Raw genomic sequence first — 11,584 nt, forward strand, 5'->3', positions numbered from 1 at the left:
GCCGCTCAGCCGGGGCTCAAAGCGGCCAGCAATGCCTTGCCGTAGCGCTGCAATTTGGCGGCGCCGACGCCTCGGACCTGCGCCAGCGCGGCGAGCGTCGCGGGTTTCAGCGTGGCGATCTCGTGCAGCGTCACGTCATGGAAGATGAGATAAGGCGGCAGATTTTGGGCATCGGCCGTTTGCTTGCGCCAGGCGCGTAGCCGTTCGAACAGCGCCCCTTCGCCCTTGCTGCGCGCCGGCGCCAGTGCAAGACCAGCGGGGGCAAGTCCAGCGGGGGCAAGTCCAGCGGGGGCAAGACCAGCGGGGGCCGCTTGCGTCGGCGCATGGATGCGAACGATCCGCTCGCCGCGCAGATAAGGCCGCGCGACGCCGGCATCGAGCGCGAGCGTCGCATAGCCTTCGCCCATCACCAGGGCGCCGGCGGCGATCATCGCCCGCCCGACGCTGTGCCAGAATTCCGCCGATCGCTCGCGGCCGATCGCAAACAGCGCCAGCCGGTCATGGCCATGCCGGCGCACCGCCTCACTCGCCTCACCACGCAGCACCGCGACCACGTGGCGCAGACCAAAGCGCTGACCGGTGCGATAGACCGCCGAGAGCAGTTGCTGCGCCGGAACCGTCGCGTCCAGCGCCGGGCGCGGCGCGAGGCAATTATCGCAATGGCCGCACGGGCCTTCAAGGCGCTCGTCGAAACAGGCGAGCAGCGTTTGCGTCCGGCAGGAGCCGGTCTCGGCGAGGCCGATCATCGTCTCGAGCCGCGCCCTGAGCGCCGGGATCTGGCTCTGCGGCGCTTGCGAGCGGGCGAGAAAATGGCGCGCCCGGGCGATGTCCTCGATCCCGTAAAGCAGCAGCGCCTCGGCCGGCTCGCCATCGCGGCCGGCGCGGCCGATCTGCTGGTAATAGGCCTCGGGGCTGTCGGGCATGTCGAGATGGGCGACGAACCGCACATCCGGCCGGTCGATCCCCATGCCGAAGGCGATGGTCGCCACCATCACCACCGCTTCGCCGGCGCGAAAACGCCGCAGCGCCGCCTCTTTTTCAGCGCGCGCGAGGCCGGCATGAAAGACCACCGCCGGGACGCCATCGGCGCCGAGCCGCGCCGCGACCTGCTCGGTGCGGGCGCGCGAGCCGCAATAGACGATCCCGCTCGCGTCCTGGTGGCGGGCAAGCAGGGCGGCGAGCTGGGCGCGCGGGCGCTCCTTCGGGCGGGCGGCGAGAAAGAGATTGGGGCGATGGAAGCTGGCGACGAAGGTGCGCGCCTCCGGCATCGCGAGGCTGGCGAGAATATCGGCGCGGGTGCGCTGGTCGGCGGTTGCGGTCAGCGCGATCCGGGGCACGCCGGGAAAGCGCGCGGCAAGGCAGGCAAGCGCGCGGTATTCCGGGCGGAAATCATGCCCCCATTGCGAGACGCAATGCGCTTCGTCGATGGCAAACAGCGCGATCCGGCGCGCTTCGAGCCGCTCGATCAGGCCGCCGAGCAGCCGTTCGGGCGACACGTAGAGGAGATCGAGGCCGTCTCGCGCGAGCGCCGCCGCGGTCTCGCGCGCGGCCATCGGGTCACATTCGGAATGCAGCGCCGCGGCGCTGACGCCGAGCTGGCGTAACGCCGCGACCTGGTCATCCATCAGCGCGATCAGCGGCGAGATGACGATCGCGGTGCCGCGGCGGCAAAGCGCCGGCACCTGATAACAGAGACTCTTGCCGCCCCCGGTCGGCATCAGGACCAGGGCATCGCCGCCGGCGATGACATGGCGCACAGCCTCTTCCTGAAGCCCGCGAAACTGCGGAAATCCGAAAATGCTGCGAAGAATCGTGGTCGGCGAATCGGGGGACATCGCGGCAATTTCGCCAGGACGCGGCGCGAAGGGCAAGTCGGGAGATGGGATTGCCGGTGATTGGGCTACAGTGCGAGATAGCGGCTGCGGATCTCGTGGTTTGCATTAAGGCCGGCGACGGTGTCACGGTAGACGATCTGGCCTTTGTCAATGATCAGGGCATCGCTTGCGATCGAGAGGCAGAAATGCAAATTCTGCTCGGCGAGCAGGATCGTTGCGCCTTGCGCGCGAAGATCGCGCAGCAAGTGCGCGATGCTCGCGACGACCAAGGGGGCCAGCCCTTCGCTCGGCTCATCGAGCAGCAGGATTTTCGGATTGCCGATCAAGGCGCGGGCGATCGCGAGCATTTGCTGCTCGCCGCCCGAAAGCCGTCCCGCTGGGCGGCGGCGAAGTGGCACGAGGAGGGGAAAACTCTCCCAAATCCGCGTGAGCGTCCACGCCGTCTCACCCTCGGGGCCGGGCTTCTGAGCGATCAGGAGATTGTCCTCGACCGTGTGGGCCGCGAAAACCTGCCGGTCTTCGGGGACATAGGCAAGGCCGAGGCGCGCCAGACGATAGGGAGGCGCACCGGTGACATCGCGGCCGGCGAGCCGCATGCTCCCCTTGCGGGCCGGCAAGAGCCCTGCCAGCGCCTTCATCGTCGTCGATTTGCCGGCGCCATTGCGGCCAAGGAGGGCCAGCGTCTGGCCCGCGGCGAGGGTGAAGCCGACGCCAAACAGAATCTGGCTTGCGCCATAACGAACATCGAGGTCGCTGACTTCGAGCAGACCCGTCATGGCGTCTGCGCCTCGGTGCCGAGATAGGCCGCGATCACGGCGGGATCGGCGCGAATGGCCGCCGGTGTTCCCGCTGCCAAAAGCCGGCCGTAGCACAGCACGGCCACACGCTCGGCGATACGAAAGACGATGTCCATGTCGTGCTCGATAAAGACCAGCGTCAGCTTCTGCTCGGCCCAGAGATGCTGCACCCGCTCGATCATGCGCGCGCGTTCTTCCGGTCCCATCCCCGCCGTCGGCTCATCGAGGAGAAGGATCTTCGGCTCGAGCGCCAGCGCCAACGCGATATCGAGCAGTTTTTGATCACCATGCGACAAGGTCGCCGCCACGCGATCGGCGCTTTCGACGAGACCGAGCATCGCGGCGATTTCACCGGCGCGCGCCCGCGCGCCGGGTGGGGGAAAGCGCCGCGCGAGGTTGCCCCATTGGCCGCGATGGGCAGCGACCGCGGCCATGAGATTTTCGCGCACCGTCATGGTCGGGAAAAATTGCGCGACCTGAAACGCGCGCCCGAGGCCACGCCGCACGATCCAAGCTTGGCCGCGCCCGGTGATGTCCTCGCCATCGACCAGAACCTCGCCGCCGTCGGGCGTGATCGCGCCGGAGATGAGGTTGAAGAAAGTGCTCTTGCCGGCGCCGTTCGGCCCGATCACCGCCGAAAGTGACCCGGCAGGAAATTCCAGCGTCACATCATCGATGGCGGCGACGCCGCCAAAGCGCTTGGTGAGGTTGCGTACCGCGAGCGTCATGGCGATGCCGCATCGCCACGCGCGCGCAGGAAATCGAGCAGCCCGCGGCGCAGCCCGAGCGCAAAGAGCAAAATCACGCCGCCTTGCACGAGGCCGTGATATTCCGTGAGGCGAGTGAAAACGTCGTTGAGGGCGAGCAGAATTGCGCTTCCCGCCAGCGGGCCGAGAAAGCTCTCGATGCCGCCGAGCATAACGGCGAAGATCGCCTGGCCGGAAATCGGCCAATCGGCAAGTTCGGGATAGGCGCCGGAGACGAAAAGGCTCGCGAGCATACCACCGAGCGCGGCAAACACCGCGGCGAGAACGAAGATAGCAAGTTTGGGGCGCCAAAGCGGAATACCAAGAAACGCCGTGCGCGCTTCATTATCCCTGATCATGCGCAGCGTCATGCCGAACGGGCTCGCGGTGACATGGCGCATGGCAAGGAGGCCGACGATCAGAAGAACCGCGCAAACCTGATAAAGATGGATTTGATGATTGAGATCGAGACCGGCGATGACGCGGCGCGGGATGCCGCCGCGTAACCCTTGATCACCGCCGGTCAGACTCTCCCAGGAGATGATCACGCTGTAAAACAGCATCTGGATCGCCAAGGTCACAAAGGCGAAATAGATGGTTTTGAGACGGATGCAGAGCGCGCCGACGAGAAGGGCTGCCAGCGCGGTGAGCAACAGGGTAAGCAAAGCGGCCGGTAATAGCGACAGCGTCGTCCGCTGCATGAGAAGGGCGAAGGCATAGGCGCCGAAGCCATAAAACATGCCATGGCCGAAGGAGATCATGCCGCTCGCCCCGATCAGGAGATTGAGCGAGGTCGCAAAAAGCGCGAGCGCGCTGAGGCGGATGATGAAATCCTCGAAAGCGGGGCTTGAGAAGACGAACGGTACGAAAAGCAAAAGAAGAAGCACGCCAAGCGCCAGCCCGGCGTCGCGCCAAAATGCCGTCATCTCATACCATCTCGCGGCCAAACAAACCGCTCGGCCGCAGCAAAAGAACGAGAATCATCGCGCCATAGATCAGCCCATCGGTAAAGAGCGGAAAGCCAATCGTTCCAAAGCCGCGCAACAGCCCGATCCCAATCGCGGCAAGCAGGGCGCCGGCGATCGAGCCCATACCGCCGATCACGGTGATGATGAAGCTCTCGATCAAAATCGAAAATCCCATCCCCGGTGAGAGCGAACGCACGGGGGCGGCAAGCGCCCCAGCCAGCCCCGCGAGCCCGCCGCCGAGGCCAAATACCAGAGCGAAAAGCGCCGTCGTGTTGATGCCGAGTGCTGAGACCATCTGCGGGTTGTCGGCGGCCGCGGTGATGATCTTGCCGATCCGGGTGAGCCCGAGACCAAGGCCGAGCAAAGCCGCAAGGCACAAAGAGATCGCGATCAGCCCAGCATAAAACGGCGGCACGACGCCGCCGGCGATGAAGATCGGCGCTCTTTGGAAGGCGTCGGGCATACCCATGGCATGAAAATCCGCGCCCCAAATCATTTTTACCAGATCGTCGAAAATCAACACCACAGCATAACAGATCAGCAACTGCATGAGCACGTTGCCACCATAGACGCGGGCGATCAGAAGACGTTCGAAGGCGATCCCAAACACCGCCATCGCCGCCCCCGCCGCGAGCACCGCAAGCCCATAGCTGCCGCTCGCCCGCACGACGGAATAGGCGATATAGGCGCCGAGCATGTAAAATGTGCCATGCGCAAAATTGACGATTTTCAGAACCCCGAAAATCAGCGTGAGGCCAGCGGCGACGAGAAACAGCAGCAAGCCGACGATTAGGCCACTGGTGGTTTGTGTGACCACACACGCCGAACTTGCAAGACAGGCCGCAAGCGCTTCAAGGTCCATGGCACGAGAGCCGACGCGAGCGCTTCAAATATAACCCTGCTGCTTTTTCCACGCGGTTTCCAGTTCGATGATCTGCCCCCAATCGGCGGGTTTGACGTCGGTGATGAAGGGTGGCTTGGCAATGGTATGGCCCCAGCCGATCGCGTAATTGATGATGGTATGATCGTCGCGCATGGTCACTCGGCTATCAACGCCAAACGGGCAATCGATGGTGAGTCCGGAAAGCACCGGCACCAGCACCTTGCCATCCGCGGTTCCGGCTTTTTTCACCGCAGCCTCGAGGAACATCATGGCGGCGGCGTTCTGCCACGACCAGTTCGTCGGATATTCGCCAAAGCGCGTGCGATACGCCTCACCCCAGGCCTTGTTTGCGGGCAGTGGCGGAAATTCCTCGAAATAGCGCGTGCCGGACTGGATGCCATCGGGGAGATTTTTGATCGCGTTGAGCACCGGATAATCGACATTCGGCGTACAGACGCTCATCGCACCAAACAGCGCATAGACATTGCCCTGATTGATGAACGCGGAGAGATCGCCGGCATAAAGCAGGGTGAACAAGGCTTGTGGTTTGGCCTGGATCAGTTTGGTGATGACCTCGGTGAGGTCGGGCTGGCCGAGTTTCGGCCAGGATTGGGTGATGATCTCGATGTCTGGTTTGAAATGGCGAAAAAAATCGAGGAATTGTGCGGTCGTATCGTGGCCATAGGCGTAATCGGGCGAACAGGTTGCCCATTTGGTGAATTTATGCGCGTTCGCGAATTGCGCGAGATAGGCGCCGCCGGCGATGCTGTCATGAACGCCCTGGCGGGCGCAGCGGAAGGCGGTCGGGGCACGCAGCTTGGGGTCGGCGGTCAGCGATGACGTTTCGCTTCCGGTATGAAAACACAAAACCCCAAGATCGCGCACCACCTCTTGCACAGCGAAGGCGCCCGAGGATGGGGTTGCGTCGATCAGCAGGTCACAGCCGCCGCTGTTGATCATCTCGCGCGCGATACGCGCCGTTTCCTGTGGCTGCGCCTTGCCATCCTGGAACACCAATTCGATCTTGCGTCCAGCAAGCCCGCCGCCAGCGTTGATGCGATCGGCCTCGAGGATCAGAGCATTGCGTGAGGAGGTGCCGAGCAGCGCGATCGGGCCCGAGAGCACAGTGGGCACGCCGATACGCAGCATATTGCCAGCGCCGCGCGCAACAAAGGGCATCGCAAACGTACTTGCAACCGCCGTTGCCAAAACCTTCCGACGGCTCACACCAGATTTTGTCATGTGTCGTCCCCCCTTGCTTTATTCCATTTATTGTTAGGTTACACAAATGTAAGCCAAGCCAACCAAAATGTAAATTCACTATTTGTCAGCTTAGAGTCTATTCCGAATTTCCTCAGCAACGACCGGCCAGCGGCGTGGATATGCGCTTGTGCGAGCGGAAACTGCACGCCTTGAGAAGATCCGATGGGCTGGCCACCAAAGCGCCGCCGTGGTGACGATCGGCTCGGTATTGAGCACATCAAGCAACGCGCGGAATCCGCCATCGAGCTTGCCGAGCAATGCGTCCTTCTCGACAGGCGCCTTGTCGAAAAACAGCATACGCGACGGCAGCGTGTGGGTGCCCATCTTATCGATCTCGCGATGCGACAAACCGGCGCGCGCGATCAATCACAAACAAGCTTATCCCGTCGATCTTTCGTGGAACCGCTTCGGCCCGGCATCAGCGCGGCTCCAGCCGCCATAGCCCGACGTCGACGCGGCCGGCACGGAACCCGGCCTCGCAATAGGCGAGATAATAATCCCACAGCCGGCGGAACCGCGGCGGGAAGCCCATCGCCGCGATCGCCGGCCAGGCGGTATGGAACCGCGCCCGCCAGGCGGCCAAGGTGAGGGCATAGCTGTCGCCGAAGCTTTGGCGCGCCCGCACCGCCAGCCCGTGGCGTTGCGCAAGCGCCGCGATCGTCCCCGGCGAGGGCAGCATCCCGCCTGGAAAAATGGCGTGCTGGATGAAATCGGTGCCGCGGCGATAATCCTCGAACCACGCGTCGGCGATGGTGATCGCCTGCAGCACGGCGACGCCCCTTGGGGCGAGGCGCGCGCGCAGCGTCTCGAAATAGAGGGGCCAGTAGCGCTCACCCACCGCCTCGATCATCTCGACCGAAACGATACGATCGAAGCGGCCATCGACATCGCGATAATCCTGCAATCGCAGATCGGCGCGCGATGCTAAGCCGGCTTGCGCCAAGCGCGCGGTCGCATAGTGCAACTGCGCCGGTGATAGCGTGAGTCCGGTGACGCGCGCGCCGGCGGCGGCGATGCGCTCGGCCAGCCCGCCCCAGCCGCAACCGATCTCGAGCGCATGCTGGCCGGGGCCGAGATCGAGCAACGCCAAGACCCGATCCTGCTTTTCTGTCTGCGCGGCTTCCAGCCCGGCCACCGGATCGACCGCCGGATCGGTGTAGATCCCCGAGGAATAGCTCATTCCCGGATCCAGCCATTGCGCGTAAAAATCGTTGCCGAGATCGTAATGCGCCATGATGTTGCGCCGGCTGCCGGCGCGGCTATTGGCGTGGGTGAGATGGCGCAGCCGGTGCCACAGCCGGGCCGGCCACGGGCCGCCACTGGCGCCGGGGATGCGCGCCATATTGCGCGCGGCGAGGTCGAGCAACGCTACCGGATCTGGGCTCGACCAATCCTGATCGATATAGGCCTCGGCGAAGCCGATGTCCCCGCCGGTCGCCAGCCGGCGCAGTGCGCGCCAGCGATGCAGCACCAATACCGCCTCAGGTCCCGGCTCCGCGCCAACATGGCGCACACGCGCGCCGCCCGGCAGGATCACGGTCAGCGTGCCCGCCGCGATCCTACCCAGCGCGCGCGCAAGCAGCGCCGGGCCGGGAGAGAGGAACCAGGGCGCCGGTCCGGCGAGGGTACGACCGCTCACGCGACCCTCCCCGGCAGGACGATGCTGACAGGCTCAGCCGGTGGCGGCGGGCGCGGGCGCACGCGCATTCCCTTGCCCCAGAGCTTCGCCGCCTCCCAATGGATCGCACCCAACACCTGGGCGGCGAGCAGGGGATGGCGCAGGAAGCCGCGTAGCAGCGCGCCGTCCGTCAGGGGCTCGCGCCGCGCCGCAAGGCCAGCGGTCAGGACCGGGCCGGTTGCGTCGCGGACTTCGATCGCCACACCCAGCCTCTCGCTCGGCGGGATCAGCCGAAAACGGTAGCGCAACGCCATGTCCATGAAGGGAGAAACATAAAAACCCTTCGCGCATTCCTGGCGGATCGGCAGACCGGGCCCCGCGACCGGGATCAGGTAGCTATGGCGCTGGCCGAACGTGTTGTTGACCTCATACAGCACGGCGCAGAGCGCACCCGAGCGCGCGTGGCAGAAGAAGATGCTGAGCGGGTTGAAAACGCTGCCCAACACGCGCGGCATCGCGAGTAGGCGGATCGGCCCGCCATCGGGGGTGATCCCCGCCGCGGTTAGCGCCGCCTCCACTTGCGCGCGCAGACTGCCAGCGCCGGGCACCAGATGATCGCGCTCGGCGAAGCCGAACAGATTGAACCGATCAACGGAAAACAGCCGCAGCCGCCGCGCCAGCGCCGGGATTTCGTCGAGGTCGAGCAGCAGCGTCATCATCCGGTAGCGCAACCGGTGCCGCACCGGGCGCATGCGGGTATGCACCACCGTGCCGGTATAAAGCGCCGAGATGCTCATGCCGCCGACACCTGCGTCTCAGAGGGGAGCGGCAAACGGTCTGACGGGTTGGCGACGCGCCAGGGCCGGCGCACCCCGCCCAACGCCTCGGCAACGGCGAGGCCGGCCTGCACCCCGTCTTCATGGAACCCGGCCCCGAACCAAGCGCCGCAGAACCAGGTGCGGCGCTGCCCCTGCAGCGACCACAGGTCGCGCTGGGCGCGCAAGGCCGCGGCATCAAACAGCGGATGATCGAAATGGGCACGGTGCAGCACGGTTTCGGGCGCCGGCGGGCGCACCGGGTTCAGCGTCACGAACACCGGCCCGGCGCCGGGGATATGCTGCAAACGGTTCATCCAGTAGGTCACGCAGAGCGCATCATTCGCGGCGGCGCCGATATAGTTCCAGCTCGCCCAGACCCGCCGGCGCCGCGGCATCAGCGTCGGATCACGGTGCATCACGGCTTCGTTGCGGGTGCTGCCTACCGCGCCCAGCAGCGCCACCTCCGCGGCCGAGGGATCGGCGAGCAGCGCCAGGGCCTGATCGGCGTGGGTTGCGATGACGACGTGATCGTAGCGGGTTTCCTCGCCGTCGGCGGCACGCAGGGCAACGCCGTCGGGCAAGCGCCGGATGGCGCGGACGGGGCAGTTCAGGCGGATTGCGGCGGCGTAGGGCGCGGTCAGGCGCCGGACATATTCGCCGCTCGCGCCGACCACGCTCCGCCATTGCGGGCGGTCGCGCAGCAGCAACAGCCCGTGATTCTGGCAAAAACGGATGAATGCCAGCGCCGGATAGGCGGCGATGCGCTCGGCCGGCGCCGACCAGATCGCGGCAGCCATCGGCAGGAGGTGATCGCGCGCGAATTCCGGCCCATAGCGACGCGCGGCGAGATAGGCGCCGAGCGTGGTGTCCGGGTCCAAATGCCGCGCATCCGCCGCGGCCTCGCGGTAAAAGCGCAGGATGTCGCGCAGCATCGCCCAGAAACGCGGGCGGACGAGATTGCGCCGCTGCCCGAACAGCCCGGCGAGTTCAGTCCCGGCATATTCCAGCCCGCCACCGCGCAAGGAGACCGCGAATGACATGTCAGACGCGTGCGTCGGCACGTCGAGATGCTGAAACAGCGCGGTCAGGTTCGGGTAGGCCGGCGGATTATAGACGATAAAGCCCATATCCACCGGCACCTGGCCGGCAACGCCCGGCACCGCGACGGTGTAGCTGTGCCCGCCCGGCCGCGAGGCGCTTTCATAGATCGTGACGTCATGGGCGGGATGGAGCAGCCAGGCCGCCGCCATTCCCGAGATGCCCGTTCCCACCACCGCAACCCGCAGCCGCGCCTTGCCCCGCATGTGCCTTGCTACCTGTGCTATCCGGACGCAACTACGATCTGCCCGCCGCGTTGGATCACCGCGCCAGCCGTGATCCAATGCGCCCGGGTCTGCGTAAGAGGGGCATGTATGTTTCACGCCAATCATGGGCGGTGCGACGAACGGCCGAGGCGGGCTCGCTCTGGCCGGGGGCCGACGCCATGACCCATATGTCGGGGGAGACCTCGCACGCGGCCCTGATCCGCGTCGTCGCGATCAGCCGCGACCGCGCGGCGTTCGCCGCGTTGTTCTCGCACTACGCCCCCCGGATAAAATCCTTCCTGCAACGGCGCGGCGCCGATGCCGCAACCGCTGAAGAACTGGCGCAAGAGGCTTTGCTCGCGGTCTGGCGGAAGGCGGCGCAATTCGACCCCGGCCGCGCCACCGCCGGCGCCTGGATCTTCGCGATCGCGCGCAACCTTCATATCGACTGGCAGCGCCGCGCCCGCCGTGCGGTCCCCGCGCCAGACCCTACCGACGATCCGTCGCCGGACGCATCGGCCGATGACGTGTTGGCGGCCGACCAACGCGCCCGCCGCCTGCACGACGCCATCGCCGCCCTGCCGGCAGAGCAGTCGGAGGCCCTGCGCCTTGCCTATTTCGACGAACGTTCGCACAGCGAGGTGGAGACCGCGCTCGCGATCCCGCTCGGCACCGTGAAATCGCGCCTGCGTTTGGCCATGGCCCGGTTGCGCGCGGCGCTGGGAGAGGACACATGATCAACCATCATCCAGCCGAGGCGAGCCTGATCGCCTGCGCCGCCGGCACCATGCCTGTGGCGCATGCGCGGGTGATCGAAGCCCATGCCGCGCTCTGTCCGGTTTGCGCGTCCGGCCTGCGCGCCGCCGAGGCCGCCGGCGGCGCCCTGTTGGAGGCGCTGCCGCCGGCACCGATGGCGCCTGACGCGCTCGCCCGGGCGCTGGCGCGGCTCGACGCGGCGGCGCTCGAATCGGCACCCGCCGCGCCGGCGTTCGACCTCGCCGCCCTTGCCTCCGGGCGCTGGCGCCGTGTCGCGCCCGGCATCGCGATCATGAAGCTGCAGCCGCGCGACGCGACCGACAGCCGGCTCGATTTGATCCGCGTCGCTCCCGGCCGCGCGCTATTGACCCATGGCCATACCGGCCCCGAATCCACCTGCGTTCTGTCTGGCGCCTTTTCCGACGGCATCGGCACTTTCGCGACCGGCGATTTCATGGCGGCCGACGCCGCCCTCGACCATACCCCGCGCGCCTTGCCGGGCGAGGACTGCATCTGCCTGATCGCCACCACGCATCATCTGCGCCCGCATAGCTGGCTCGGCCGGCTGGTGCGCCCATTGCTCGGGATGTAGCGCG

At 66.1% G+C, this 11,584-nt stretch carries 12 protein-coding genes; 2 read left to right on the forward strand and 10 right to left on the reverse strand.

What is annotated here, in order from left to right; all coding sequences use genetic code 11:
• Positions 1-5: 5 nt before the first annotated feature.
• The 10 genes from recQ to DEF76_RS06450 all read right to left on the reverse strand — a co-directional run bounded on the left by recQ (position 6) and on the right by DEF76_RS06450 (position 10,232).
• Positions 6-1,835 (reverse strand): DNA helicase RecQ, encoded by a 1,830-nt coding sequence (gene recQ, locus DEF76_RS06405; RefSeq protein ID WP_114913715.1) that lies wholly within the window; start codon positions 1,833-1,835, stop codon positions 6-8.
• Between the two features lie 65 nt (positions 1,836-1,900).
• The gene (locus tag DEF76_RS06410; RefSeq protein ID WP_114911617.1) at positions 1,901-2,611 is read right to left on the reverse strand and encodes an ABC transporter ATP-binding protein; all 711 of its coding nucleotides are present in this window, start codon (positions 2,609-2,611) and stop codon (positions 1,901-1,903) included.
• Positions 2,608-3,360: an ABC transporter ATP-binding protein gene (locus DEF76_RS06415; RefSeq protein WP_114911618.1), complete on the reverse strand. Its 753-nt coding sequence runs from the start codon at positions 3,358-3,360 to the stop codon at positions 2,608-2,610. Before DEF76_RS06415 ends, DEF76_RS06410 begins: the two co-directional genes overlap by 4 nt.
• Positions 3,357-4,304 carry a branched-chain amino acid ABC transporter permease gene (locus tag DEF76_RS06420; protein WP_114911619.1) on the reverse strand — a complete coding sequence of 316 codons (948 nt, stop codon included), beginning with the start codon at positions 4,302-4,304 and terminating at the stop codon, positions 3,357-3,359. The genes DEF76_RS06415 and DEF76_RS06420 overlap by 4 nt, the downstream gene beginning before the upstream one ends.
• Before the next feature lies 1 nt (position 4,305).
• A complete protein-coding gene (locus tag DEF76_RS06425) occupies positions 4,306-5,208 on the reverse strand; it encodes a branched-chain amino acid ABC transporter permease (protein ID WP_114911620.1) in 903 nt (300 codons plus the stop codon).
• A gap of 24 nt (positions 5,209-5,232) precedes the next feature.
• Entirely contained in the window at positions 5,233-6,378 is a 1,146-nt protein-coding gene (locus tag DEF76_RS06430; RefSeq protein WP_205216126.1) for an ABC transporter substrate-binding protein, read from the reverse strand.
• A 183-nt stretch (positions 6,379-6,561) separates the two neighbouring features.
• Entirely contained in the window at positions 6,562-6,858 is a 297-nt protein-coding gene (locus tag DEF76_RS06435; protein WP_114911622.1) for a hypothetical protein, read from the reverse strand.
• A 52-nt stretch (positions 6,859-6,910) separates the two neighbouring features.
• Complete coding sequence (locus tag DEF76_RS06440; protein ID WP_114911623.1) at positions 6,911-8,131, reverse strand: SAM-dependent methyltransferase; 1,221 nt, start codon at positions 8,129-8,131, stop codon at positions 6,911-6,913.
• Positions 8,128-8,907: a DUF1365 domain-containing protein gene (locus tag DEF76_RS06445; RefSeq protein WP_114911624.1), complete on the reverse strand. Its 780-nt coding sequence runs from the start codon at positions 8,905-8,907 to the stop codon at positions 8,128-8,130. Before DEF76_RS06445 ends, DEF76_RS06440 begins: the two co-directional genes overlap by 4 nt.
• A complete protein-coding gene (locus DEF76_RS06450) occupies positions 8,904-10,232 on the reverse strand; it encodes an NAD(P)/FAD-dependent oxidoreductase (RefSeq protein ID WP_114911625.1) in 1,329 nt (442 codons plus the stop codon). Before DEF76_RS06450 ends, DEF76_RS06445 begins: the two co-directional genes overlap by 4 nt.
• A 104-nt stretch (positions 10,233-10,336) precedes the next feature.
• Between DEF76_RS06450 and DEF76_RS06455 the strand changes: the two genes are divergently transcribed.
• Positions 10,337-10,969 carry a sigma-70 family RNA polymerase sigma factor gene (locus tag DEF76_RS06455; protein WP_240319126.1) on the forward strand — a complete coding sequence of 211 codons (633 nt, stop codon included), beginning with the start codon at positions 10,337-10,339 and terminating at the stop codon, positions 10,967-10,969.
• Positions 10,966-11,580 carry a ChrR family anti-sigma-E factor gene (locus tag DEF76_RS06460; RefSeq protein ID WP_114911626.1) on the forward strand — a complete coding sequence of 205 codons (615 nt, stop codon included), beginning with the start codon at positions 10,966-10,968 and terminating at the stop codon, positions 11,578-11,580. The genes DEF76_RS06455 and DEF76_RS06460 overlap by 4 nt, the downstream gene beginning before the upstream one ends.
• Positions 11,581-11,584: the final 4 nt, after the last annotated feature.

This window comes from Acidibrevibacterium fodinaquatile, from assembly GCF_003352165.1.
GTDB classification, from domain to species: Bacteria; Pseudomonadota; Alphaproteobacteria; order Acetobacterales; family Acetobacteraceae; genus Acidibrevibacterium; species Acidibrevibacterium fodinaquatile.